This is a genomic window from Streptomyces sp. HUAS CB01 (assembly GCF_030406905.1).
Taxonomy (GTDB): Bacteria; Actinomycetota; Actinomycetes; order Streptomycetales; family Streptomycetaceae; genus Streptomyces; species Streptomyces chengbuensis.
Window position 1 is genome coordinate 381917 of sequence record NZ_CP129137.1, and the last position, 23449, is coordinate 405365.

Annotated in this window: 20 protein-coding genes and 1 pseudogene; 9 read left to right on the forward strand and 12 right to left on the reverse strand. The window is 73.9% G+C overall.

Annotated features, from left to right (window positions below; all coding sequences use genetic code 11):
• Positions 1 to 31: 31 nt before the first annotated feature.
• On the reverse strand, positions 32 to 1042 hold the full coding sequence (locus tag QRN89_RS01850) for a glutathione S-transferase family protein (protein WP_290347573.1): 1011 nt from the start codon (positions 1040 to 1042) through the stop codon (positions 32 to 34).
• Between the two features lie 321 nt (positions 1043 to 1363).
• On the opposite strand from QRN89_RS01850, the gene QRN89_RS01855 reads away from it, so the two are divergent.
• A complete protein-coding gene (locus QRN89_RS01855) occupies positions 1364 to 1588 on the forward strand; it encodes a response regulator transcription factor (RefSeq protein ID WP_290347574.1) in 225 nt (74 codons plus the stop codon).
• 176 nt (positions 1589 to 1764) lie between these two features.
• Here QRN89_RS01855 and QRN89_RS01860 read toward each other — a convergent pair whose 3' ends face one another.
• The 5 genes from QRN89_RS01860 to QRN89_RS01880 form a co-directional block, all read right to left on the reverse strand.
• Positions 1765 to 2586: an SGNH/GDSL hydrolase family protein gene (locus tag QRN89_RS01860; RefSeq protein WP_290347575.1), complete on the reverse strand. Its 822-nt coding sequence runs from the start codon at positions 2584 to 2586 to the stop codon at positions 1765 to 1767.
• A gap of 188 nt (positions 2587 to 2774) precedes the next feature.
• Entirely contained in the window at positions 2775 to 3092 is a 318-nt protein-coding gene (locus QRN89_RS01865; RefSeq protein ID WP_290347576.1) for a hypothetical protein, read from the reverse strand.
• Between the two features lie 223 nt (positions 3093 to 3315).
• On the reverse strand, positions 3316 to 4503 hold the full coding sequence (locus QRN89_RS01870) for a GDSL-type esterase/lipase family protein (protein WP_290347577.1): 1188 nt from the start codon (positions 4501 to 4503) through the stop codon (positions 3316 to 3318).
• 194 nt (positions 4504 to 4697) lie between these two features.
• Positions 4698 to 5267, reverse strand: coding sequence for a TetR/AcrR family transcriptional regulator (locus QRN89_RS01875; RefSeq protein ID WP_290347578.1), 570 nt, complete (start codon positions 5265 to 5267; stop codon positions 4698 to 4700).
• A gap of 194 nt (positions 5268 to 5461) precedes the next feature.
• On the reverse strand, positions 5462 to 6553 hold the full coding sequence (locus QRN89_RS01880) for an NAD(+)/NADH kinase (RefSeq protein ID WP_290347579.1): 1092 nt from the start codon (positions 6551 to 6553) through the stop codon (positions 5462 to 5464).
• Between the two features lie 89 nt (positions 6554 to 6642).
• On the opposite strand from QRN89_RS01880, the pseudogene abmR reads away from it, so the two are divergent.
• Positions 6643 to 7058: pseudogene (gene abmR / locus QRN89_RS01885) on the forward strand (ATP-binding transcription factor AbmR); the annotation flags it as partial.
• Positions 7059 to 7107: 49 nt separating this feature from the next.
• Here abmR and QRN89_RS01890 read toward each other — a convergent pair.
• Positions 7108 to 7326 carry a hypothetical protein gene (locus tag QRN89_RS01890; protein WP_290347580.1) on the reverse strand — a complete coding sequence of 73 codons (219 nt, stop codon included), beginning with the start codon at positions 7324 to 7326 and terminating at the stop codon, positions 7108 to 7110.
• Between the two features lie 306 nt (positions 7327 to 7632).
• Here QRN89_RS01890 and QRN89_RS01895 point away from each other — a divergent pair, with 306 nt between their 5' ends.
• Positions 7633 to 8376 carry a restriction endonuclease gene (locus QRN89_RS01895; RefSeq protein ID WP_290347581.1) on the forward strand — a complete coding sequence of 248 codons (744 nt, stop codon included), beginning with the start codon at positions 7633 to 7635 and terminating at the stop codon, positions 8374 to 8376.
• Between the two features lie 137 nt (positions 8377 to 8513).
• Positions 8514 to 9350 carry a DUF1206 domain-containing protein gene (locus tag QRN89_RS01900; RefSeq protein WP_290347582.1) on the forward strand — a complete coding sequence of 279 codons (837 nt, stop codon included), beginning with the start codon at positions 8514 to 8516 and terminating at the stop codon, positions 9348 to 9350.
• Positions 9351 to 9516: 166 nt separating this feature from the next.
• Here QRN89_RS01900 and QRN89_RS01905 read toward each other — a convergent pair whose 3' ends face one another.
• Complete coding sequence (locus tag QRN89_RS01905) at positions 9517 to 10011, reverse strand: hypothetical protein (RefSeq protein ID WP_290347583.1); 495 nt, start codon at positions 10009 to 10011, stop codon at positions 9517 to 9519.
• Between the two features lie 701 nt (positions 10012 to 10712).
• Here QRN89_RS01905 and QRN89_RS01915 point away from each other — a divergent pair.
• Complete coding sequence (locus QRN89_RS01915; protein WP_290347584.1) at positions 10713 to 10976, forward strand: GlsB/YeaQ/YmgE family stress response membrane protein; 264 nt, start codon at positions 10713 to 10715, stop codon at positions 10974 to 10976.
• 148 nt (positions 10977 to 11124) lie between these two features.
• Here QRN89_RS01915 and QRN89_RS01920 read toward each other — a convergent pair whose 3' ends face one another.
• Positions 11125 to 12171 (reverse strand): class I SAM-dependent methyltransferase, encoded by a 1047-nt coding sequence (locus QRN89_RS01920; protein ID WP_290347585.1) that lies wholly within the window; start codon positions 12169 to 12171, stop codon positions 11125 to 11127.
• Between the two features lie 308 nt (positions 12172 to 12479).
• Here QRN89_RS01920 and QRN89_RS01925 point away from each other — a divergent pair, with 308 nt between their 5' ends.
• Positions 12480 to 15725 carry an AfsR/SARP family transcriptional regulator gene (locus QRN89_RS01925; RefSeq protein WP_290347586.1) on the forward strand — a complete coding sequence of 1082 codons (3246 nt, stop codon included), beginning with the start codon at positions 12480 to 12482 and terminating at the stop codon, positions 15723 to 15725.
• Between the two features lie 27 nt (positions 15726 to 15752).
• On the opposite strand, the gene QRN89_RS01930 is transcribed toward QRN89_RS01925, so the two are convergent.
• Both QRN89_RS01930 and QRN89_RS01935 read right to left on the reverse strand, forming a co-directional pair.
• Entirely contained in the window at positions 15753 to 16604 is an 852-nt protein-coding gene (locus tag QRN89_RS01930) for a PIG-L deacetylase family protein (RefSeq protein ID WP_290347587.1), read from the reverse strand.
• Complete coding sequence (locus QRN89_RS01935; protein ID WP_290347588.1) at positions 16601 to 18112, reverse strand: MFS transporter; 1512 nt, start codon at positions 18110 to 18112, stop codon at positions 16601 to 16603. Before QRN89_RS01935 ends, QRN89_RS01930 begins: the two co-directional genes overlap by 4 nt.
• A gap of 332 nt (positions 18113 to 18444) precedes the next feature.
• On the opposite strand from QRN89_RS01935, the gene QRN89_RS01940 reads away from it, so the two are divergent.
• From QRN89_RS01940 to QRN89_RS01950, 3 genes are all read left to right on the forward strand, one after another.
• A complete protein-coding gene (locus tag QRN89_RS01940) occupies positions 18445 to 19353 on the forward strand; it encodes an endonuclease/exonuclease/phosphatase family protein (protein ID WP_290353538.1) in 909 nt (302 codons plus the stop codon).
• 381 nt (positions 19354 to 19734) lie between these two features.
• A complete protein-coding gene (locus tag QRN89_RS01945; RefSeq protein ID WP_290347589.1) occupies positions 19735 to 20496 on the forward strand; it encodes a hypothetical protein in 762 nt (253 codons plus the stop codon).
• A 371-nt stretch (positions 20497 to 20867) separates the two neighbouring features.
• A complete protein-coding gene (locus QRN89_RS01950) occupies positions 20868 to 21629 on the forward strand; it encodes a metallophosphoesterase family protein (protein WP_290347590.1) in 762 nt (253 codons plus the stop codon).
• 85 nt (positions 21630 to 21714) lie between these two features.
• Here QRN89_RS01950 and QRN89_RS01955 read toward each other — a convergent pair whose 3' ends face one another.
• Positions 21715 to 23070, reverse strand: coding sequence for a PP2C family protein-serine/threonine phosphatase (locus tag QRN89_RS01955; protein ID WP_390702580.1), 1356 nt, complete (start codon positions 23068 to 23070; stop codon positions 21715 to 21717).
• Positions 23071 to 23449 lie beyond the last annotated feature (379 nt).

The window sequence follows — 23449 nt, forward strand, 5'->3', positions numbered from 1 at the left end:
TCGCGTCCTCGTGCGGCCCGCCCTCCGGGCGTCAGCCGGCGAGCGGGCTGTGGCCGGCCGGTACGGCCTCGTCGGGCGCGACCGGATCGGGAGGCGTGCCGTCGCCGAAGGGCGTGCCGCCGAGAGCCGCACGGCCGTGCGGCGCGAGCCAGTTCGACAGGTCCGGGCCGTCCGGCACGATCCCGGTCGGATTGATGTCGCGGTGCACCACGTAGTAGTGCCGCTTGATGTGGTCGAAGTCGACGGTGTCGCCGAAGCCCGGCGTCTGGAACAGGTCCCGCGCGTACGCCCACAGCACCGGCATCTCCGAGAGCTTCCGGCGGTTGCACTTGAAGTGGCCGTGATACACGGCGTCGAAGCGCACCAGCGTGGTGAACAGCCGTACGTCGGCCTCCGTGACCGTGTCGCCGACGAGGTAGCGGGAGCCCTCCAGGCGGTCCGACAACCAGTCGAGACGGGAGAAGAGGCGTTCGTACGCGGCGTCGTACGCCTTCTGCGAGCCGGCGAACCCGGCACGGTAGACCCCGTTGTTCACGTCCTTGTACACGACCTGGTTCACCGCGTCGATCTCGGGGCGCAGCGCGGCCGGGTACAGCGCGGGGGCTCCTGCGCGGTGGTGGGAGGCCCACTCGAGCGACATGTCGATCGTGATCCGCGCGAAGTCGTTGGTCACCACTTTGCCCGTCGTCACGTCGACGATCGCCGGGACCGTGACGCCCCGGTCGTAGCCGGGGTCCAGGGCCAGGTAGGCCTCCTGGAGGCGTTCGATGCCGAGGACCGGGTCGCGCCCGTCCGGATCGAGGTCGAAGGTCCAACTGCGCTCGTCGTGGGTGGGGCCGGCGATGGCCATCGGCAGGGCCCGCTCCAGCCCCAGGAGCCTGCGGACGATCACCGCGCGGCTCGCCCACGGGCAGGCGCGGCTGACCACCAGGCGGTAGCGGCCCGCTTCCACCGGGAAGCCCTCACGTCCGTCGGCGGTGATCCTCGTGGTGATGTACCGACTGTCGCGCGCGTACTCCCCGCCGGGGTTCACATAGCTCATCCGATCGCCTTACCCCTCAGTGATCGCCCTACCCGTCAGTGGCCCCGACGAACGCCCGCGGGGGCGTTCGTCGGGGTTCGGATCGGGCGGGCGGGCCGGCTCGTGCGAGCGCCCGGAGCGCGCCTCTCCCCCGCCGCCCGGACGTGATGCGCCTGGCGGGCTCCCCTGTGACGCGCCTGTGACAGTCGACGGACATCACGGTGAAACCCGGCGCGCAATCTATTTGGAAAGAGGGCAAAACGCACTCTTCGGGCATATGCCCCCTCTGCTTCCGAGGGTGTGAGCAGTGAGGACCGAGCCGATACCGCCGGAGGAAATCCCATGAGCCTCACCCTCACCACCCCGGACGTCGAAGCCCCCGCCCTGGCCCCGCGCGAGCGCGAGACGCTGCGCCATATCGCCGCAGGTCGCACCTATGTGCAGACGGCCCGCCACATGGGCCTCTCCAAGCACACCGTCGACGCCTACCTCCGGCGGATCCGGGCCAAGCTCAACATCAACACCACCGCCGAACTCACCCGACTGGCCATCTCCCTGGGGCTGTGACCTCCACCCCCGTCACCGACGCGATCCCGACCGGGGAACGACGTTCGGGCAGCACGCGACGACCGGCGGTCGTCCGGCAGCGAGCCGGGCGACCGCCGAAGCGACCGCGGCACGGACGGAGCGGCCCGCCTCCACCCCTCACGGAGCAGGGCCGTCTCGACCTCGCAGGGCCCGGCTCAGTCCGGGTGCCCGCCGAGGCCGGTTCCGACGGGGCTCTCCACCGCCAGCAGGTGGGGGCGCTTGGCGGTACGCCCGTCGCCGGAGGAACGGCCGCGGAGGCGTCTGGCCAGCCAGGGTCCGAGATACGCGGCGACCCAGCGGAGTTCCGCCGCGGTCGCCCTCCACCCGGCGGGGAGCGGCCTGGCGGGAGCGGGCAGGGGGAGGGTCCAGGTGTCGTCGCTGCCCGGCAGTGCGAGAGCGTGTGCCATGGCGGCGGCGATCCGCTGATGGCCGAGCGCGCTGGCATGCAGCCGGTCCGGGCTCCACAGCCGGGGGTCGGTGACGACGGGATGGTGTCCGGTCTCGGCGACGACCACCCCGTGGCGCCGGGCCGCCTGACGGATGAGGTCGTTCAGGGCGGTGACGCGGGAGCCGAGCGGCCGGGCGAGCGGGATCACGCGTGCGATGTCGGGGAAGGTGAGGGTGGCGACGCGGGCGCCCTCCGCGGTGAGCGCGGCGAACATCGCCTCGAGGTGGGCGGCGACCTCGTCGGCGTCGAACCTCGGTCGCAGCAGGTCGTTGACTCCGGCGACCACGGTGACGAGGTCGGGGCGGAGGGCGAGTGCCGGAGCGAGCTGTTCGGCCCGGACCTCGCCGGCCAGTCGTCCGCGTACGGCCAGGTTCGCGTACCGCAGACCGGGGTGGTGGCGGGCGAGCTGCTCGGCGAGCCGGTCGGCCCAGCCCCGCAGTCCGGCGGTGTCGTCGCCGTCGCCGAGCCCTTCGGTCTGGCTGTCGCCCAGGGCGACATAGCGGAGCAGGCGCGGTTCAGTACCGGACATCCGAATCCCCTCCTCGCGGCCCCGCCCCCGTGGACGGACGAACCGACGAACCGACCTCAGCATACTCATGAATATGACTAAACAGATTCATGAGTACCGTCTCCGGTGGGTATCGGTCCCGCCCACCGGCGGGGGCGCACCCCCGCCCGCTCGGCGGAACCCGGTTCCGCGTGCCTCGGGCCGATCCGTCACTGCCCGCGGGACGAGGGCTCCTCGTCACCGCCCTGCGCCGCGGGGCCGTCACCCGGCGGGGCCGCGGGACGGCGCTTCGCGCGGGCGTCGGCCTTCTCGGTGGTGCGCAGCACGGCCCAGCAGCCGAGCGTGATCGCGCTGAGCGTCCAGGCGTTCTGCCACACGAACGGCCACCACGGGGCCGCCGGTCGGGCGAACGCCTCGACGGTGCTGAGGAGTACGGCTGCGGCGAGTACACCGCACACGACTCCCTCGGCGACACGGATCCTGCGAGTGCCACCGGTGGCACGGTCCGGCGGTCGGTCTGCGTGCATGCGGTGTTCCCCTGGTTCGCGCCCGTGCGGGCCTCGCTGTCGGGCGAGCCCGGGGTCCGCCCCGGCGGCCGAGCGGCGAGTGCGGCCCGTACCGGCCTCCCGTCTCACTCGTTGCCCGACGCCCGTGGTGCAAACGGCGGTGGAGGCCGGATCCGGTGTGAACTCGTGCGCATGTGTGCGACGGATCGCCCGCCGCCCGCGCCCTGTGCGGCGTGCCCTCGTGTCAGAGGTCGGACCCGGCCAGTGGGCCCCCGGCGGTGAAGGCGAGCCGGGCGAAGCGTTCGCCGATGCGCCGGTGGGTGGCGGCGTCCGGGTGGAGGTCGTCCGGGAGGGGCAGTTCGGCGGAGTCGGCCTCACCGTAGAGCGCGCGGCCGTCGAGGTGGTGAAGGTTCGGATCCTCGGCCGCCCGCTCTTCCACGATGCGCGCCAACTCGTCCCGGATGACGCGCAGGGTCAGCTTTCCGCTCGCACGCTCCGCGGGGTCGCCGGCGGCGCGGAAGCGCAGTCGTCCGGCGCTGAGCGCGCTGAGGTCCGGGGCGCTCGGACCGGGAGTGTCCTCGTGGATGGGGCACAGGATCGGCGAGACGACCAGCAGTGGTGCGGTGGGCTGCCCTTCGCGGACCGTGTCGAGGAAGCCGTGGACGGCCGGGGCGAAGGCGCGCAGTCGCATCAGGTCCGTGTTGACCACGTTGATGCCGATCTTGACGCTGATCAGGTCCGCCGGGGTGTCCCGCAGGGCGCGGGCGGTGAAGGGGTCGAGCAGGGCACCGCCACCCAGTCCGAGGTTGATCAGTTCGACGCCGCCGAGGGCGGCGGCGAGCGCGGGCCACGTGGTGGTGGGGCTCGCGGCGTCGGAACCGTGGCTGATCGAACTGCCGTGGTGCAGCCACACCTTGCGCCCCGCGGCCGGCGCGGGCTCGACGAGTGCGTCGGTGCGCAGGGCGACGAGTTCCGTGGTCTCGTTGTGCGGCAACCAGATCTCGACGGTCTTCGTGACCGCGGGCATTCCGGTGAAGCGGAGGGTGCCCACCGGGCCCGGCCGGTTCTCGGCGGTGCCCGTGGTCATGTCGACGGTCAGTGTGTCACCGCCGGACACACTGCCCTGGCCGGCGAGTCGACCGTCGACGACCAGGTCGTACACGCCGTCCGGGCGGGGCGGGGCACCCACGTACACCCGCTTGGTGGGGAGGGTGTCCAGTTCCACGGCGGTGGCCCGGGTACGGAACACCAGCCGTACGCCGGAGGGTTGGGACTCCGCCATGGCGAGCTGTCCGTCCGCGCACTGCGCGCGGGCCCGGGCGGGAAGCCGGTGGGGCAGCACACCGCGGGCGGTGCGCTCCAGTTCGAGGGCACCGCGGACGAGGTCGGCGGTGAGGGGCGTGGAGATCCAGTCTTGCTCGGTGTGGTGCATGGGTCGGCCTGTTTCGCATGGTCGGGACGGACGGGATGATCACGTGGTGGCGACGCACGGGGTGATCACACGGTCGGGACGGACGGGGTGATCACGATGGCGCGGAGGAGGAGGTGAACGGCACGGGCGGGGCCGGCGGATGCGGCCGGCGGTCATCGCCCGGGGCGGGGGCCGGGCGCAGGCCGCGGACGCGGTCAGGGCGCGGGCCAGTTGCGCAGCAGGGCGTCGAGCGCGTCCAGGGACCGGGACCAGGACTCCTGCGAGTCGGGTGCGCTGTGGCTGAACCCGCCCGCCAGCTCCAGGCTCACGTATCCGTGGAAGACACTGCCCAGCAGCCGGACGGCGTGCGTCCGGTCCGGCTCCGCCAGGTCGTACCCGCGCAGGATCGCCCGCATCATCTGCGCGTGTCTGCCGCCCGCGCCGGCGGCCGCTGCCTCCGGGTCGAGCCTGAACCGGGCCGCGTCGTACCGGCCCGGATGCTCGCGGGCGTAGTCGCGGTAGACGTTCGCGAAGGCGGTCAGGGCGTCCTTGCCGGAACGACCGGCCAGCGCCTCCGCGGCCCGGTCGGCGAGTTCCTCCAACGCGAGCAGGGCGATCCCGGTCTTCAGGGCCTGGGAGTTCCTCAGGTGCGAGTAGAGGCTCGCGGCCTTGACGTCGAACCGCCTGGCGAGCGCCGACACGGTCACCTGGTCGAACCCGACCTCGTCGGCCAGTTCCGCGCCTGCCCTGACCAGGCGCTCCGTGGTGAGTCCTGCGCGTGCCACGACTTCCTCCCCTCCCCTGCGGACCGGCTCAGTGTGCAGCTTCCTATGACCTTTAGGCAATATCTTAAATGCCTTAGCCCGCGCGCGAAACCCCGGAGGCCGGACGCCGCACTCGGGAGGCCGGGGACCACGCGGTACTCAGAGGCGCCGACTCGTCGCGCGCGGCTCACCGGCGCGGGTCCGGCCCGGTTGCCTCAGCGCGTCCGTCGAGCCTCGTCGACGGCGCGGTCACGGAAGGGCCGGCGCAGATCACGCAGGTGGGCCAGATCGTCGGGCGGCGGGGTGTCGGGCCGGTGGAAGAGCGGCGCCTGGTCGATGGCCGTCGCCGGAGCGTCCGTCAGATGGAAGCGCTCACGCAGCCGGTGGTAGAACTCCAGGGGCGCGAGACGCGCCAGGCGCAGCCGGTAGGGCGCGCGGTAGGCGGCGACCCAGTCGCCGGGGTCCAGTACGCCCCGGTGCTGCCCGTCGATGCTGACCGCCACCCGCCCGGAGTGCGGCAGTACGCGCATGGCGACCGCCTCGTCGGCCGCGGCGATGACGGTCCGGCCGAAGGCCATGTGGGGAGCGACCGGTGTGAAGACGATGGCATCGGTGGCCGGGTCCACCACCGGACCTCCGGCGGCGAAGCTGTAGGCGGTGGAACCTGTCGGGGTGGCCACGATCACCGCGTCGGCCGAGTACGACGCCAGCAACTGCCCGGCCAGGTAGACGGCCACACCCGCCTGCCGGTCCCTGGCGAGCTTCTCCAGGACGACGTCGTTCACCGCGGTGACGTCCAGGGCGACGCCCCAGTCCACCGCCTCCGCCGCGTCCGGGCGGACCGCCGGGGCGGGCAGCGCGGGACCGCGGCCGTAGCACAGCAGGGTGTCCAGACCGACCGGCGTACGGAGCGGGCGCGACGCGCGCATGGTCAGCACCATCCGGTCCTCGATGACGGCCTCGTCACGGTGCAGGGCGTCCAGGGCCTCCTCGACCTGGTCGGTGGTGATCTCGGTGAGAAAGCCGACCCGGCCCACGTTCACACCGAGGACGGACGCCCCGTCCTTGGCGGCCACGCGCGCGCCCCGCAGGAACGTGCCGTCGCCGCCGAACGTGATGATCAGCTCGGGATGGCCCGCGGCGTCGGCCTCCGCCTGGCCGCCGCGCCTCGGTTCGCCTTCCCGCCACACGTCGATGTCGGTGCAGCTGACGCCCTGCGCCGCACACCACGCCCTGGCCGTCCGCGCCGCCGCCACGGCGGCGGGACGACCTTGATGGACGACCAGTCCCAGCCGGTTCAAAGGCATCGCCTTCCACGCTAGACCGCCGGGTGCCACCGCGCAGAAGCTCCGGTCGGGGCGCGGCTGGACGCCTTCCGGGGCCGGCGCCTGGTTTCCCCGCGCCGCAGCTTCCGGAGGGAGCCGCCGCGGCCGGGGCGAAGACCGCGGCCCGGGGACGCGTAAACAGGAGTTCCGGGAGCGCACGCGCGACGCCCGGGTCGCCGTGGCCCGCGAGGCCGAGGAACACTTGGGGAAGAAGGCCTCCTGGGGTGTGGAGTGCGGCGGGGACCGCCTCTTCACGCACGTCGCCGCACGTCATGACCCGGCTGCTGCAACCGAGCGTCAGGTCCTGGACACTCTGGTCGCGGGTGGCGTGGCCCGCCGCCGCAGCGACGCCCTCGCCTGGTGCGTCCGGCTCGTCCAGCAGCACTCGGACACCTGGCTCACGGACCTCCGGGACTCCCTGGAGCATGTGCAGCACGTCCGGGCGCAGGGACCCGTGAGGGCGGGTCCGGGGGAGGAACCGACATGACACGACACCGGCGCAGGCCCCCGTCCCCCCGCGTTGTCCGCGTGGGGGCTCAGGCCCCCAGACCGAGCAGCGCCACCTGAAGGGGCAGAGCGGGCCGCTCGGGAAGCGCCGGCGGCTCCTCACCACGGCCCGAGTGGGTGGGCGGCACCGCGCGCAGCGCCTTGATGCCGTCGGCCGCCCACGGCGCCCCGGTCGGCGGGAGCGAGAGTGTCATCCGCCGGCCGTCGGCGAGCACGGTCTCCACCTTCGTCGGGTCGTCCGCCCCCATGACAGTTCTCCTCCGTCGCTGTCGCACGCCCGTCGGACGGCGTCCGTTCTCACCCTTCATGACGCTCGCGTCACGGAGGAGGTTCCCCGTCCGAGAGCCGGGGACGCGGGCGCTCGGTGCGCGGACCGGCATGAACCGTGCGTCGCCGCCCCGGAGCAGCTTCACCGTGGACGGCATTTCCCCCGACAGTGCCGCCGCGACGGGAGGAGCGAGGGGAAACCGGCCTGTTAGAGGCGGCGGGGACGGGGCAGAGGGGACCGGGACGATCTTGGAATGAGCTGATCCCGAATGAGGTGAGCGCTGCACATGACGATACCCGTCCGGCGTCCCCGGCCCGCCGATCGAGCCGTCTTCAGCATGAGGCAGACGATTCTGTGGTTCGCCCTGACCGGGTCCGTGCTCTGCGGGTGCGGTCTGATGCTCAAGTCCCTTGTGAGGGCGGCGGGGGTGGGCGGGGCCCTCGGGGGTGTCGCGCTGGTCGGCACCGCCTTCGTGCTCGTCGGGCTGCGGGGAGCCGGCCGGCGGCGGAGGGCCGTGCCACGCCCAGAGTCCGTACCCGACGACCCGTGGGAGACCGAGCCGGTCGCCGTCGCCGCGCGGACCGCGGGGACGGTACGGGCCGGCAGGGGCGCGCAGTTCGCCGCGGAGGACCTGGCCGCGATGGACGCCGAGACGTTCGAGCTGGCGATCGCGGCGCTCTGCGAGCGAGACGGCTGCACGGACGTCGAAGTGGTGGGCGGCAGTGGGGACCTGGGCGCCGATGTGCTGGCCGTCGCACCGGGCGGGCGACGCGTGGTCATCCAGTGCAAGCGGTACGGCCCCGTCAACAAGGTCGGTTCGCAGGACATGCAACGCTTCGGCGGCACCTGCTTCGCCGTGCACGAGGCGGACGTCGCCGCCGTCGTGACCACGGGCGAGTTCACCGGCCCCGCCACTGACTACGCGGAGCAGTGCGGCATCCTCTGCCTGGACCTGACCGCACTCACGGCTTGGGCGGACGGGTCGGCCCCCGCCCCGTGGCTCAGCGGCAACTCCCGGTGCTCGACCTGACGTCGACGCGCCGCACCGGAGCCGTGGCGTTGCGGGACCCCCTCGGCGCCCCTGCCGCGCCGAGGCCGCCTCACGCCTCGACCCGGCGCCCTGAAGTCACCGCGTTCGTCCCGGTGTTTCGGGGGCAAGCGAGGGACATGAATGCACGCGCATTGACATTCCGGAGCCGCTCGGTGGCACACCGCGCGGCACGCAGCGACGCCGTGGAGACCGGGGCACGTTGCGGGCTCGCGGCACGCGGGCTGATCTATCTCCTCATCGGAGTGCTCGCCCTGCAGGTGGCTTTCGGGTCGGACGGGGGTCGTGAGGCCGACCGCGGCGGCGCGTTGGAGGAGCTGTCCGCGCAGCCCTTCGGTGCGGTGCTGCTGTGGGCCGTGGGCGTGGGTCTGATCGGCATGGTGCTCTGGCGGTTGTCGGAAGCCCTGTTCGGGGCGGCCGGACCCGACGGACGCAAGGCCCGCAAGCGCGCGTTGGCGGCGGTGCGTTGTGTCTTCTACGCGTTCGTCGCGTACTCGGTGCTGGCCTTCGCCGTCGGCGACCGCGGGGCGGGGTCGAGCGACCAGCAGTCGCGGGACATCACGGCCCGTGCCCTCGAACTTCCCGCCGGTCAGTGGATCGTGGGCCTCGGTGGCCTCGGGATCGCGTGCGCGGGTGTGTGGATCGGTGTGCGCGCGGCGCTGCGGAAGTACCGCAAGCATCTCAGGACGGGGGCCATGGGCCGGCGGGCCCGGCAGGCGGTGGACGTGACCGGCGTGGCCGGGGGCATCGCCCGGGGTCTCGTCTTCGCGGTGGCGGGAGGCTTCGCCGCCCGTGCGGCCCTCACCTACGACCCCTCCGACGCGAAGGGGCTCGACGACACGCTCCGCACCTTCGCCTCGACGGCTGCCGGCCCCTGGCTGCTGGTCGCGACGGCCACGGGACTGGTGCTGTTCGGTGTCTTCTCGTTCCTGATGGCCCGGTGGCGCAGGGTGTGAATCCGGTCCGCCACGCCACGGCCCGGCTTGCGGCACCGGGACGCGCGGTTTCGCGGTTTGAGGCCCGGCGGCCGCACCCCACACCGGCGGACGCGCCCCCGCCCCCGGCTCACGGCCGATGGCCGACACCGGGGGCGGGGGCGCGAGAAGCGCGAGGCGGGAAGCGTCAGCGCACGAGATACAGGGTGAAGGAGCCGCCCTCTTCGGCGATACGGCCGATGTGGGCGTGGCCGCGAGCGGTCCGGTAGGCACCCGTGCCGCCGGTGACGGCGACGTCGAAGTCACTCGGCGGGGTGCCCACGGGCGTGCTCTTCAGGTGCTGCCAGGTCACCTGGCCGAGGGGAAGGCTGAACGTGCCCGTGCAGTGGGTGGTCGCGGGTGCCACCCGGGTGCAGACGGCCGCTTCGGTGCCGTAGCTCCGGCCGTTGCGGAAGAGCTTGGCGGTGATGATGATCTGGTCACCGAGTCCCGGACCGGGTGTTCCGTTGTCGACCATCGTCGTACCAGTGCCGGTCGACGTCAGGCTGATGACCTGGACGCGGTTGAGCGTCGCGGTGCGGCGCGCGTCGTACGGCTCGTCGGATGCGGAGACGGGGCTGACAAGGGCGGCCACGGACAGTGCCGTAGCCGCCACCACGCCCCATGGGGGAAGGGAGATCATGTGTTCCTCGCCTTTTGCCGTCGGCTCCTCGGGTGCGGCACAGAATCGCCTTCGGCCTGACGTGGATTCAATTCTGAAACACTGAAAATGTGCCCGTTCATCCGTCCGGCTGCCCTCGGCCGGATTCCCACCGCCCCGGCCGACACCGCCCGGCGCGCGCACCGTCCTCATCGACGTCGCGGACGCGTCCGTGGCCGCCGCGTCGAAGGCCGTGGAGGCCGACAGCGGACTGGAGGACCGGGGCTACGTCGACGCCGAGGGCCCGCTTCCTTGGTAGCCGGCACCGCCGTCAGGGACGGACCACCCGTGGGCCGGGGAGTGCCGGTTCCTCGGCCGCCCGGCGGCACCGGTCGGCGTCGCGGCTGCCGATGCAGCCGTTGTGGCCTGCGGCGACGAGCCGGCGGGCGGTCTCGTCTCCGGGTCCCTCGCCGGCTCCGGTGGTCAGTGTTTCGTCATGTGTCCGGGCTGCGGCGGCCGGTGGGGTTCAGCCGGTCGCCCGGTGTTCCTGCCGGACCGTCGGCCCTCCGCGGACGGGTCCACTGGCACCGGGCCGCGATGTGCCCACGACCGCGGGCGGCGATCGGACGGCGAACTGCGAGGGCAAGGACCGTCCAGAACGGCCGACCGTGTCTCGTGCGGCGCACGCGTGTGCGGGGCGATGAGGGGCATACGGAGCCCAGGACCCTCGGGAAGGGACAGCGATGGAAATCTCCGGCATCCTCAGCGCCATGGTGATCGGCATCGTCATCGGTGTGCTCGGGCGGCTCGTGCTCCCCGGGCGGCAGCACATCGGCATCCTGTGGACGATCGTCGTCGGCATCGTCGCCGCACTGATCGGCACAGCGGTGGCAGCGGCTCTCGGTGTCGCGGACACCAACGGCGTCGACTGGATCGAATGGCTCATCCAGATCGGCCTCGCCGCGGTCGGCGTCGCCGCCCTCGACCGTGTCAAGGCACTGCGTTGAGTCCTTCCGTCCGAGCACGCACGCGAGGGCCCCTGCGGATTCCACCGCAGGGGCCCTCGCGTGCGGGGACATCGCGACGGCACGGCGTCTCCGGGCGTCTGTGGGGCGGCTCCGGGTGTCTCCGGGTGTCGATCAGCCGGGGCGCAGCTCACGGCCGGATCTCGTACACCGCGTTGAAGCCGGTCTGTGCCGCCTTCCGGAACCGGGTGAAGCCCGCCTCCGTGACGATCTCGCGGACCGCCGTCTCGCCTGCCTGGGCACCGAGGGCGTAGCCGCCCGGCTGGGAAAGGCCGTTCGGCACGCAGAGGAAGGTGGAGCCGCTGTAGAACAGCCGTCCGACCGGGTTGAGGTTGTCCTCGATGCGGTCGGAGGCCGCGGGCTCGACCAGGAGCCAGGTGCCGTCCGGGGCGAGCGCCTGCCGCACCCGGCGGGCGGCGCCCACCGGATCGCCCATGTCATGGAGACAGTCGAACATCGCCACGAGGTCGTACCCGGTGCCCGTGAACGTCTGGGCGGTGGCCACCTCGAAGGACACCCGGTCGGAGACGCCCGCCTCGGCCGCCTTCTTCCGGGCCAGCTCGATCGACGCGGCGTGGTAGTCCGAACCGGAGACGGTGGTGCGCGGGTAGGCCTCCGCGATGAGCAGCGACGACGAGCCCAGGCCGCAGCCCAGGTCGGCGACCCTTCCGGCGGCGCTCAGCTTGGCGTCGACCCCGTCCAGCGCCGGGATCCACGTACGGACGAGCTCGGCCACGTAGCCGGGACGGTAGAACGCGTCGCACCCGACGAAGACGTCCTCGTCGTGCTCGTGCCACCCGACCCCCTCACCGGTGCGGAAGGCCTCGGTGATCCTCGGCTCGGCCCGCAGGTACCCCAGCACCACGCGGAAGGCGGCAGCCAGGTTGGGGCCTTCCGGATCGGCGAGGCAGTACGCCTGCTCCTCGGTCAGCGAGAACGTCCCGGTCCCGGGGTCGTAGTCGACGTACCCGCCCGCAGCCTGGCCGCACAGCCATTCGGTCAGATACCGCTGGTGGCATCCGGTGCGCCCGGCGAACTCCTCCGGGGTCGCCGGGCCGTCCGCGAGGGCCCGGTAGAGGCCGAGTCGGTGGCCGATCACCACGGAACCGGCGGCGCCGGTGGCACCCAGGTCGCCCACGAACCGCTCCAGGAACGCCGTCACCTTGTCCTGATCCATCACTGGCTCCTTCCTCCCGCGACCGGCCCGCGCCGGCCACACGAGAAAGCGTCGGCACATCACCTGTCACGGCCCTCGCACGGACTATCGTCGTGCTAACAGGCACGGTCGTCGCTGCCGGGCTCCGCCCTCGTGGCCCTGCCCGTCCGCGTGACCCGCCGGCCCGTGAACCGGCGGCCCGTGAACCGGCGGCCTGCGGCCTGTCCGGCCTCACGGCCCGCTCGTTCCCCGCCGGCCCGTTCGACCTCACGTCCCCTTCACCACCGCTTCCTCGTCCCTTCCGTCTCTCGTCCTCCCACGGGGGTCCCATGGCAGTCGGGTGTCCGCAGCCGTCGGTCCGGGTCGAGGTGCTCGGGCCGCTGCGGCTCCTTGTCGACGGCGCCGGTGTGGACGTGCCCGGCCCGAAACGGCGTGCGGTGCTCGCCCTGCTCGCCCTCGCCGAGGGCCGGATCGTCACCGTCGACCGTCTCGTGGACGCGCTGTGGCCCTCGCAGGTACCCGACTCCGGCCGCCAGGCCCTGCACAATCACGTCTCCCGGCTGCGCGGACACCTCGGCGCCGCTTCCGGCCGGCTCGAGACACGGCACGGCGGCTACCGGCTCGTCCTCGGGGACGGCGAACTGGACCTGGCCGAGGCCCGTGCCCTCCTCTCGGCGGCGCGGCACGACGGGGCCGCCGGCGGGTACGACCTGCTCCGGCAGGCGCACGAGCTGTGGCGGGGACCGGTCCTCGCCGACCTCACCGGGATCGAGCCCATCGAGGCCGCGGTCGAGGACTGCGCACGGCTGCGGCAGGACGTGACCGACGCGCTGATCGCCCAGGCCATCGCCGCCGGCCGGGCCGAGCAGGTCGTGGGCCTGGCGGCCGCCTCCTCGGCCGCCGACCCCCTGCGCGAGCCGGCGGTCCTGCTCCTCGTACGGGCTCTGGCCGCGACCGGGCAGGCGCCCCGGGCGCTGCACACCGCCAGGGAGTACCGGCGGCGGCTGATCGACGAGACCGGGCTCGACCCCTCCCCCGCGCTGGACGCGACCGAGCACGACATCCTCACGGGCACCGCGCCCGCCGCGGTGACGCCCGCGGCGGTGCCGTCACCACCTGCCGCAGCGACGCCCGGCCTCCGGCCGTCGCCGTCCGCAGTACCCCACGTGCCCGCCGGGTCCCAGTCATCCGCCGACGCGACGTCCGCGCCCGCACGGCGACCCACGGCACCGGCACCGGCACCGGCACCGGCCACAGCGGTACCGCGGGACACAACGGCGCCACGGGACACAACGGCGCCACGGGAGACACCAACACCGCCCGCCGCACCGACACCGCCCGCCGCACCGGCTCCGCCCGGCTCTCCGGGCCCGGCGACCACCCGTCTGATCGGCCGCGAAGCACAGCTCAGTGCTCTGAAGGAGCTGCTGGCGGCCGAGCGCCTCGTCACCCTCGTCGGGCCGGGCGGTGTCGGGAAGACGCGGCTCGCTCTGGAGGTCGCACGGCAGGACGGGGCGGCGACGGTGCTCCGCCTCGCGCCGGTCACCGACTCCGCCGCCCTCGCGCACGCCCTGGCGACGGCCCTCAATCTGAAGGTCGACCGGGGTGACGTGCTCTCCGCCTGCCTCGCCGTCCTGGCCGACCACCCCGGCCTGCTCGTCGTCGACAACTGCGAGCACCTGCTCGACGGTGTCCGCGACGCCGTCGACACGATCCTCGCCGCCTGCCCCGGGACCACCCTGCTGGCGACGAGCCGGGAGCCTCTCGGCCTGCCCGCGGAACAGCTCTCCCGACTCTCGCCGCTCGCTCTCCCGCAGCCCGGTGAGGACCCCGCGCACGTACCGTCCTCGGCCCTCTTCCTGGAGCGGGCCCGCCGCGTCCGGCCCGGCCCGCCGCCCACCGACGAGGAGCTGCGGACGGTCGCCGGGATCGTGCACCGGCTCGACGGGATGCCGCTGGCCATCGAGCTCGCGGCGGGCCGGCTGTCGACGTTCTCCCTCACCGATCTGCAGTGCCGGCTGGAGCGCTCGCTCGATCTGCTGGCGGGCGGCACACCGAGCGCCGACCGCCGGCACCGCACGCTCCGGGCCACGCTGGAGTGGTCGTACCGGCTCCTCACACCGGACGAGCAGCGGCTCTTCCGGCATCTGGCGGTCTTCCCCGACGGCGTCGACCCGGACACCGCCGAGCAGATCGCCCACGACCTGGGTCTGGACAGCGACCCGGGAGCCGCACTCGCCCGACTCGTCGACGCCTCCATGATCGAGGCTTCGTTCGAGGGAACGACCCGCTACCGGATGCTCCAGACGCTGCGGGCCTTCGCCCTGGACCGGCTGGAGGCGGAGGGCGAGGACGAGACCGCGGCCGGCCGGCTGGTGACCTGGGCACGCGGGCTGACCGCGTGGATCGGCACCACCCTGGACTCCGGGAACGAGGGCGAGGCCGACAGCGCCCTGCGCCGCGAACTGCCCAACCTGCGGGCCGCCTGGCGGCTGGCCCGTGCGCGGGGGGCCGTGGACGAGGCCGCGGCCGTCGTCACCGCCCTCTACGACGCCGTCGCCTACCGGGACCTGGTCGAGATCCGGGACTGGGCCGTGGAACTGGCCACCGACGATGCGCTCGACGGCCACCCCCTGGCCGGCCAGGTGCTCGGAACGGCGGCAGAGGCCACCTACCACCGAGGGGACTACCGACGCGCCGATCTGCTCGCCCGTACCGGGCTGGAGAGGGCCGCCGGCACCACGGGGGCCTGGCACTGCCTGTCGGTGCTGTCGGTGGCCGACCTCGCCCGCGGAGCGTACGAGGACGTGGTCGAGCACTCCCTCGCCGCCCTCGCGCTCGCCGGCCCCCACCGGGAGAACCTGGGCATCGCCGCACTGGCCATGGCCTACGCGGGCGATCCGGAAGAGGCACGCCGCCTGAACGAGCGGGGGCGGGCAGCAGCGGTGTCGCCCTCGATGAAGGCGTGGGGCGCCTATGTGGCCGGGGAGATCGACAGCCTGGAGGGACGCAGCGAGACGGCCGAGGAGCGGTACGTGGACGCCGTCGAACTGGCCCGCGCCTCCGGGGCGACGTTCCTCGTCGGGGTCGCGACGGTGGGGCTGATGTCGCTGCGGGCCCGTACGGGCCGGGTCCACGAGGCGCTGGGCGGCTACAGCGAGGTCATCGACTACTTCGCCCGCAACGGCAATTGGACCCACCTCTGGGCCACGCTGCGCAATCTCGCCGGGCTGCTGAGAGGGCTCGGCGACGACGAAACGGCCACGCTGATCGAGAGGGCGGCCGACCGGGCTCCCGACGCACCCGCTGTGGAGGGGCCGGGGAACGCTGCCCTCGAGGAGCCCGGGGCAGCCGCCCCGGAGGGCTCCGGGACGGCCGCCACCGCGGACGGTGCCGCCGCAGTGGGGGGTTCAGAAACTGCCGCTGTACGTCCGGGAGGTGCCGGCCCGCGAGACGGGACGGTCCCGGTGGCGGGCGTCCCGGCCTCCACGGCGCCCGTGGCCGGCCGGGCCGCGGTGCTGGACGCCGCACGGCGGGCGATCGAGCGGCACCTCTCCCGGCCCTCGCAGACATGAAGCGCCGGGGGCGTCCGGCGAGGTCGATCACCTGGAGGTGGAAGCCGCCGTAGCCGTACGGGCGTTCCCCTCGGTCCGCGCTTCTCCGGCGTCCCCGTCCGGGGCCGCTCTCGCTGCAGCCGCCCGGACGGCGTCGACCGCGCGGGACGTGTCCGTCGCGTCGACGAACGACTCGTCACCGACCCATGCCGTGAAGCGCTCCAGCCCCAGCAGCGCCATGAGCTCCGCCGTCTGGGTCCGCTGCGCCGCCAGCGCGCGCACCTTGCGGTCGGCCGTGCGAGCGTCCAGCACCACGTCGACCGCCAGCAGACGGTCGGGGGTGAGCACCGGCAGCCCGGGCGGAAAGATGCCCAGGCGCTCGTTCAGCGCCGCCCAGCGCGGGCCCCGCCGCTCGGCGAACGTGGCGTGGAGCAGCCTCGCGCCGTCCGGTGCGGCCCGCGCGAACGCGGCCGTGGTCCAGTCCGAGACCGTGCGGTGGTCCGGATGGCCGGTGATGCCGTCCGGGCCGAAGGTGAGGACGGTGTCGGGCCGTACGCACGCGATGATGTCGCCCAGCCGCCCCACGGCCCGGGAACGGGGCACCGCCGCGCACTGACCGTCCCGGTAACCGAGCCAGTGGTGCTCGTGCACCCCCAGGACCGCGAGACACTGAGCCAGTTCGTACGTACGGGCCGCGGCCAGCCGGTCCGGCGGCCAGACCTCCGGCTGCTCCGTGCCGAGCTCGCCGCGGGTGGCGGTCACGCACACGACGCGCGACCCGCGGTCGCGTGCCAGCGCCATCAGCCCGCCGGAGAGGTAGGCCTCGTCGTCCGGATGCGCCCAGACGCCGAGCACCGTCCCCAGTCCGACGACGTCCCGTGCGGATTCGATCCTGGTCATGAGCTGTTCTCCTTCCCGGCGAGGACCGTGTGCACGGCCCAGGCGCCACCGCAGCAGACGACGGCAAGCGTCCAGAGCCATCGGGCTCCCGCGCCGTCGACGACGAGACCGCCCAGCAGCGAACCGGCCGCGGCCCCGAGATGGACGGCGCCGCTGTGCAGCGCCAGCAACAGCGCGGGCGCCGCCGTGCCCAGGCCGAGCAGCCGGTGCTGTTGGGCGGGTACGAAACCCCACACCGCCGCTCCCCAACCGGCCACGACCACCGCCGCACCCGCCGCCGTGGACGTCGTGTGCGGGAGCGCCGCGAAGGCGGCGGCGGAGACGGCCACGGCCGGCCCCACCACGCGACGCGGACCGTGCCGGTCGGCCGCCGAGCCGCCCCACCGGGTCCCCGCCATGCCCGCGAGGCCGAACACCGCGATGAACAGGCCGCTCCCCAGCGGCGCGGCCGCGCCGGCCAGCAGCAGGGGGAGGAAGGTGTACATGCTGTAAGAGGCGGTCATCAGCAGGAACGTCACGGCGAGAGTGGCGGCGACGGCCGGCGACGCGAGGGGCCGGAACCGTTTCCACGACCCCGCACGGCCCCCCGGGACCGGCGCGCCACCGCCGTCCCGCGCATCACCGCGGTCCGGCCGGAGAGGCCGGCCCCGCGGGCAAGGCGGGCCGGGAAGGAGCAGCCGGTACCGGAGGAACAACCGGTCCGTGGGGAACAGCCGCGGCCGGAGCAGCGCCCGGGACCGGAGAGACGGCCGCGGCGGGGAAGCCGGCCGGCGCGGTGGGAGCGGTTGCGGCCCGTCGCGGTGCCCCGCGGTGCGCGCCCGCTGCGGCTCGCCGGCGGACGGCGGGCGCTCGCCTGCCGGCGTCGCGGGCGGGTGCGGATCGTCGCGGGTGAGCAGCAGGCCCGTGACGGTGGCGGCGGCGAGGACGGCGGGCAGAGCGAACGCCGCCCGCCAGGAGAGCGTCGATGCCAGCAGCACACCGGCCGGAGCGCCGAGCACCGTCGCCGCGGACATGCAGCCGACGATCGTGCCGAGCGCACGCCCTCGATGGCTCGCCGGCACGGCGGCGGCAGCAGCCGCGGCCGCTGCGGGGACACCGGCGGACGCGGCGAGCGCGCCCAGCAGTCGTGCCGCGAGAAGCACGGGCAGTGCGGGCGCCAGTGCCGCCGGAACGTTCAGCACGGCGAAGGCCGCCAGGGAGACGACCAGGACGCGGTGCGGCGGGAAGGCGGCGACGAGGGGTCCGAGCAGGATCGCGCCCGTCGCGTACGTCAGTGCGAACACCGTCACGGCAAGTCCCGCGCTGCCGACGGTGACACCGAGGTCGTGCGCGATCCCGCCGAGGAGTCCGGCCACGACGAACATGTCGGTGCCGATCGCGAAGACACCGGCTCCCGGCAGCGCCACCGAGCGCCGTGCGGCGCGCGGCCTTCGCGCTCCGCACAGCGTGGGCTGCCGCACCGCCGTGCCCGTCGCGTCGTCGCCCATCTCGTCCTCCCGGTCCGTCACCCGCATCGTCGGAGCACGGGCTGGCAGCGCCCTACCGCGGCGCTGTCACACGCGCGATCCGGACCGCCCGGCGGGAACCGCAGCGGGATGCGCACGCGTCGCCGATCATGACCGCGGCCCGTGGGGTGGGCCGGGGACGGTGGCCGGCGGAAGGCGGGGAGCAGGTGGTGAGGGGCGGGAACGACCGGGTGGGGACAGAGGCCGACCGGATCGGGACGAAGGCCGGGCGGGTGGGGACCAGGGCCGCCCGGCTGCGCCGCTGGGCACCCCCGCGGCTCCGCGGGGGACGAAGGGCGGCTCCGTCCCCGCGCGCGGTGGCGTACCGGGACGCGGTGGCGGTGGTGGTCCCGGTGCTCCTCGCATGCCTGCTGGTGTTCCACTCGGCGGTGCCCGACACGGCCGGACGCCTCGGCAGCCTCCTCGAGACGTTCCTCCCCTGGCTCGCGGCGGCCTGCCCCGTCCTGCTGGTACCGGCGCTGCTGCGGCGCTCGCCCGCCGCCGCGGGCGCCGCGCTGCTGCCGGTGGTGGTGTGGGCCTGTGTCTTCGGCGGCCTGCTGCTCCCCCCGTCCCGGCCCGCCCCCGACGACCTCACGGTCGTCCAGCACAACATCAGCGACGTGAACCCCGATCCGGGCCGAGCGGCGCGGGAGCTCGCCGCGAACGGGGCCGGTCTCGTCGCGCTGCAGGAGGTGACCGAGACGGCCCTGCCGGATCTCACGGCGGCTCTCGCTCCGCGCTATCCGCACCACGCGGTCGTGGGGACGGTGGGCCTGTGGTCGGCGCACCCGCTCACCGACGTGCGACGGGTCGACATCAGACCGCAGGGGATCGCCGAGGGCTGGGAGCGCGGTCTGAGGGCGACGGTCCGGCTGCCGGGACAGGGGGACGTGGCGGTGTACGTCGTGCACCTGCCCTCGGTCCGGCTCGGCTGGGACCGGGGCTTCGCCTCGGCGCACCGGGACGAGAGCGCACACCTGCTCGGTGCGGCACTGGCGGCCGAGCGGCTGGAGAGGATCGTCCTGCTCGGGGATCTCAACGGCACGGTGGAGGACCGTGGTCTGGGCCCGGTCCTCGCCCGGCTCGGTCCGCCGCGTTCGGGCATGGCGTTCAGCTGGCCGGCCTCCTTCCCCGTGGCCAGGATCGACCAGATCCTGGCGCGTGACGCCACGGTGGTGGAGGTCCGGTCGCTGCCCGCGACGGGCAGCGATCATCTGCCCGTCGCCGCCCGCATCGCCTTCTGAGGGCGCCGAGGGCGGGCCGCGGGCCCGGGCGGGACCTGACGACCGTCCGCCATCCGGCGGGGCAGCATGGCCCGTGACGGCCCCGGGCGGCTCGGATCCGTTACGTCGGTCCCGCGACCGTGACGGTGGACTCAACGCACGGAGACGACGGGACTTCCCTCCCCGGCGTGCGCGCACCAGCGCACCGACAGCCGCTGAACAGGCAGAATCGCGCACAACACCGTGCCGCCCGCAGTGGATTCGGGTCCCACTGCACTCCTCCGAACCCTCGAACGCACAGGCGGTGTCACACCACCTGCCCCGAACTCCGGGCAAACGGCGTACCCTGCATCACAACATTCCCACCACCGGCAGCAGGCACAGCCGCGTCAGGAGAGCACCATGACATCGACGCCCACCGCAACACACAGCATCGAAGCCACAACTGCCGCGCTGCAGGCGGAGCTTCCCCAGCTGGAGGAGCAGCAGATCACACTGCAGAAGGAACTCGCCACGGTCTCCGAGCGGTTGGAGTCGGTACGCGCGGCTCTGGCGGCGCTGAGCGCCCTGTCGGCGACCGTGGTCCCGGCACCGCGCGCCGCCCAGCCGGTGGTCGAGACCCCTGTCGAGGAGGAACCGCAGGCCGAGCCGGTCGCGGAGGTCGCAGCGGAGACAGCGGAAGCCGTCACCGAGGCCGTCACCGAGGACGACGCGACGGCGGACTCCGCGGTCGAGGCCGGGACGGAAACCGCGTCCGACCGCCCTCGCACGTCCCGCAAGAGCGCAAGCGCCTCGAAGTCCAAGGCGAAGAAGCCCGCCGCCACCGCTTCCACGCGCCGACCGGCGAAGAAGGCCCCCACCACACCGGCCAAGTCCGTGAAGTCGAAGGCGAGGACGAAGACCGCGGGCACGGCGAGGAAGTCGGCGGCGAACGCGGCACCGGTCGAGACGGCCCCGGAGTCCGGGGGCCTGACCGAGCAGGTGATCGCGGTGCTGTCCCGTCGCGCCGACACCCCCCTGCGGGCCCGGGACGTGGCCCAGGAGCTCGGCCGTGACGACAGCTCCGGGAACATCAACACCGTGCGCAGCACCCTCGACCGGCTGGTCGCGACCTCCCGCGCCCACCGCGCGGGCCGCGGCCTGTACCAGTTCCCGACCGGCTGAACCCTCGCCGGGCCGGGAGCGTTCCCCGCGTCGGCGCCCCGTTCGCCGCGGGCTGCGGCGCCCCTCCCGGAGGGGGCCGGACGGACCGGTCCGGCCCCTTGTCACCCGTCCCTGTGCCTCTCCACGCGGAGCAGCACGTACCCCGTGGGCCGACCGCAACTCCGTCCACGTCGTGCGGCCGTCGGGGAGCACGGTCCGTGGGGCGACGCAGGTTCCCGGGCGCGGCGGCACTCGTCGGGAGGTACCGGTGAAGGCCGCACCGGACGGCGCGCGGGTCCCTCCCGCCTGCGTCCGGCGGCACCGGGCCCGGGGCGTACGCGGTGGGCGAAAGGCCCGGCGGCGCGGGGTGGTTGCGTCGCACCGTGGTGAGCATGCCGAACCGAGTAGCCGTGCTGTCCGACACCCACGGAGTTTTGCCCGCCCTCGAAGCGGTCCTCGCCGAACCGGACGTACGGGCCGCCGACCGCATCGTCCTCACCGGGGACATCGCCGCCGGACCCCAGCCGGAGCGGGTCCTGGACCTGCTGACCTCTCTGGGCGGTCGTGCGAGCTGGTTGAGCGGCAACGCCGACCGCGAGCTCGTCGCGTGCCGGCGCGGTACGAGTGCTCTCGCGGGCGATGCCATCGGCGCATGGGCGGCGGGTTCGCTGCGCGCCGACCAGCTGGACCTCCTGGCCGGGTTGCCCGCGTCGCTGCGCCTGCCGGTGTCCGGTCTGGGCGACGTCCTGTTCTGCCACGCCACCCCGCGCGACGACGAGGAGGTCGTGCTCGTCGACTCCCGCCCGGAGCGCTGGCGGGAGGTCCTCGCGGGCCTGGACGGCGATGTCCGCACGGTCGTCTGCGGTCACACGCACATGCCGTGCGTCCGTCTCGCGGACGGACGGCTGGTCGTGAACCCGGGCAGTGTGGGCATGCCGTACGGCAGGGCCGGCGCCCACTGGGCCCTCCTGGGGCCGGGCGTCCAACTCCGGGTGACCGACTACGACATCGACGCCGCGATCGCGCAGGTCACCGAGGACTCCGGCTACCCGGGCGCCGCCCGTTGGGCGGACTACCACCTGCGCGCCCGGGCCACCGACACCGAGGCCCTGGCGGTCTTCGCCGAACGCGACGGCCGGGGCGGCGCCTCCTGATCGGGCGGCGGCGCGGCGCGCGGTCCGGCCGGCGCGGAGTCGCGAGGTGAGCCTCGTGGTGATCCGCGAGGTGGGCATCGGGGCGCTACGGAGCCGGGGACCGGGGGGCGGCCGGCGTACGGAGGGCGAGGAGGGCGATGTCGTCGTGGCCGTCGCTGGGGTGGTTGTCGGCCAGCGTCGTGACGTACTCCCCCAGAGGAAGGGAGGCGTGGGCGACGGCGAGTTCGGCGAGCTCTTGGAGGCTGTGGTCGACGGGGTGGGCGGGGTGTTCGACGAGACCGTCGGTGAAGAAGACCACGGTGGCGCCCGGAGGCAGGGGGTGGGTGTGGTCGGGACGGGGCAGGGACGTGTCGACGCCGAGGGGCACACCGGGGTCGGCGTACAGGTACCGCGCCTGTCCGTCGGGGGTGACCAGCAGCGGCGGGAAGTGGCCCGCCGAGCTCCAGTGCAGCCGCCACGCCGGTCCGTCGGGCTCGATCCGGGCCAGGCTGGTGGTGGTGACGGGATTGTCGGTGATGGCCTGCAGGGTGCGGTCCAGTTGGGCGAGCACCGCGCTGGGCGGGGTGCGCCGGTCGAACAGCAGGGCGCGCAGCATGTTGCGCGTCTGGGCCATGGCGGCCGCCGCGTGCAGGTCGTGGCCGACCACGTCGCCGATGACGACCGCGACGGCGCCGTCGGGCAGCATGATGGCGTCGTACCAGTCACCGCCGACGGAGTTGGGTTCGGTGGCGGGCCGGTAGACGGCCGCGGCCTCGAAAGGGCTCAGGTCGGACAGCCGCGGCAGCAGGAGCCGCTGGAACTGCTCGGCCCGGGCACGGACCTGTTCGAACAGTCGGGCGCTCTCGATGGCGATACCGGCGGCGCTCGCCAGGGCGATCACGATGCTCTCGTCGTGGGCGTCGAAGGGCAGTCCGTCGCGCCGCTCGGACAGATAGAGGTCCCCGTAGATCTCGCCGCGGACGCTGATGGCGACACCGAGCAGGGTGCGCATGTGGGGGTGACCCGGGGGAAAGCCGACCGAGGAGGGGTGGGAGGCGATGTCCTTGGCGCGCAGCGGCTGCGGGTGGTGGATGAGGTGGCCGAGGACGCCCCTGCCGCGGGGGAAGTCGATGCCGGCCAGATCGGCACGCTCCTGTTCCGACAGGCCCGCGGTGATGAACTGCTCCAGATACCCGCCGGACTCGTGCAGCACGCCCAGCGCCCCGTAGCGGGCGCCCACCAGGTCCATGGCGGTGGTGACGATCCGGCGCAGCACCGCGGGCAGCTCCACCTCCCGGCTGATGGCGAGCACGGCGTCGAGCAGGCTCTCCAGCCGGTCCTTGGCCTGGGCCATCTCGCGGAACTGCTCCGCGATCCGGCCGAGTTCCGGCACGGCCTCGTCGTCGTTGCCGGGAGGCTGCGGGCGCCCGGAGCCGGGCTGCGGTGTGTCGTGCCCGTCCATCACGTCGGCTCGGAGACGCTGACCCGGCCGGGGCGGCCGGCCCCGTGGCCCTGCTCCGGCATCGGCGAAGTCGCTTGAGGCACCGGATGCCTGCGCACCGCGTCGGCGGTGGTCGGAGCGGGGCTCATACGAGGTGGTGTCCTTCGTCGTGCTGCGGGCATCGTCGTCCCGCGGGTGACCTGCTGCGGAATCCTCCCAGCGTGACACGGCCGAACAGCCCGAACCGCCCATTACTCCTTACGCGGCATGCCCCCCGGTCGTACCAGCGGGAACGGCACGCCCGGACGTCTTCACCCACGGCTCTCGGCGCCCGCTTCCACGGGCCGGGCCGACCGGGACCCCGCCGGGCACCGGAGCCGGCGGGGCCGCGCGGGCCGGG

Coding starts and splice junctions, on each gene's coding strand:
- QRN89_RS01850 (WP_290347573.1), bottom strand. CDS start 1,042: ATGAGCTATGTGAACCCCGGCGGGGAGTACGCGCGCGACAGTCGGTAC.
- QRN89_RS01855 (WP_290347574.1), top strand. CDS start 1,364: ATGAGCCTCACCCTCACCACCCCGGACGTCGAAGCCCCCGCCCTGGCC.
- QRN89_RS01860 (WP_290347575.1), bottom strand. CDS start 2,586: ATGTCCGGTACTGAACCGCGCCTGCTCCGCTATGTCGCCCTGGGCGAC.
- QRN89_RS01865 (WP_290347576.1), bottom strand. CDS start 3,092: ATGCACGCAGACCGACCGCCGGACCGTGCCACCGGTGGCACTCGCAGG.
- QRN89_RS01870 (WP_290347577.1), bottom strand. CDS start 4,503: ATGCACCACACCGAGCAAGACTGGATCTCCACGCCCCTCACCGCCGAC.
- QRN89_RS01880 (WP_290347579.1), bottom strand. CDS start 6,553: ATGCCTTTGAACCGGCTGGGACTGGTCGTCCATCAAGGTCGTCCCGCC.
- QRN89_RS01890 (WP_290347580.1), bottom strand. CDS start 7,326: ATGGGGGCGGACGACCCGACGAAGGTGGAGACCGTGCTCGCCGACGGC.
- QRN89_RS01895 (WP_290347581.1), top strand. CDS start 7,633: ATGACGATACCCGTCCGGCGTCCCCGGCCCGCCGATCGAGCCGTCTTC.
- QRN89_RS01900 (WP_290347582.1), top strand. CDS start 8,514: ATGAATGCACGCGCATTGACATTCCGGAGCCGCTCGGTGGCACACCGC.
- QRN89_RS01905 (WP_290347583.1), bottom strand. CDS start 10,011: ATGATCTCCCTTCCCCCATGGGGCGTGGTGGCGGCTACGGCACTGTCC.
- QRN89_RS01915 (WP_290347584.1), top strand. CDS start 10,713: ATGGAAATCTCCGGCATCCTCAGCGCCATGGTGATCGGCATCGTCATC.
- QRN89_RS01920 (WP_290347585.1), bottom strand. CDS start 12,171: ATGGATCAGGACAAGGTGACGGCGTTCCTGGAGCGGTTCGTGGGCGAC.
- QRN89_RS01925 (WP_290347586.1), top strand. CDS start 12,480: ATGGCAGTCGGGTGTCCGCAGCCGTCGGTCCGGGTCGAGGTGCTCGGG.
- QRN89_RS01930 (WP_290347587.1), bottom strand. CDS start 16,604: ATGACCAGGATCGAATCCGCACGGGACGTCGTCGGACTGGGGACGGTG.
- QRN89_RS01945 (WP_290347589.1), top strand. CDS start 19,735: ATGACATCGACGCCCACCGCAACACACAGCATCGAAGCCACAACTGCC.
- QRN89_RS01950 (WP_290347590.1), top strand. CDS start 20,868: ATGCCGAACCGAGTAGCCGTGCTGTCCGACACCCACGGAGTTTTGCCC.
- QRN89_RS01955 (WP_390702580.1), bottom strand. CDS start 23,070: ATGGACGGGCACGACACACCGCAGCCCGGCTCCGGGCGCCCGCAGCCT.